This is a genomic window from Acinetobacter sp. LMB-5, assembly GCF_001541635.1.
GTDB classification, from domain to species: Bacteria; Pseudomonadota; Gammaproteobacteria; order Pseudomonadales; family Moraxellaceae; genus Acinetobacter; species Acinetobacter pittii.
Map to the genome: position 1 here is coordinate 1 of NZ_LRDR01000095.1, position 362 is coordinate 362.

1 pseudogene is annotated in these 362 nt (G+C 46.1%); it reads left to right on the forward strand.

Going from position 1 to position 362, the window contains the following annotated elements:
- Nucleotides 1-362 (forward strand): annotated as a pseudogene (locus AW165_RS18665) (sensor domain-containing phosphodiesterase); the annotation flags it as partial.

Below are 362 nucleotides of genomic sequence, written 5' to 3' on the forward strand. Positions count from 1 at the left end.
AACGCCTGTCTAAACGCGTTGACGCCCACATCAATACCGATAACACACGTGTAACGACAACCTACCGTCTGCGCAAACCAAATGGCCAATACGTTTGGATTGAAGGCGTCGCAATGACCAAAGAAACTAAGCAGGGTCATTACATGGTTGGCAGCCATAGAGACATTTCTGAGCGAAAACTGATGGAAAGCTACATCCATCAGGTAGCCTTTCATGACAACGCGTCTGGCATGGCAAACCGCGCGCACCTGCTGCTGAATATTAATGAGTTAGTGAAATCGCAAAGCACTCACGCATCGATTTTTTACATTCAGATTGAAGAGATCAAATCTTACCTCAACCAATACGGCAGTGAACTTGTC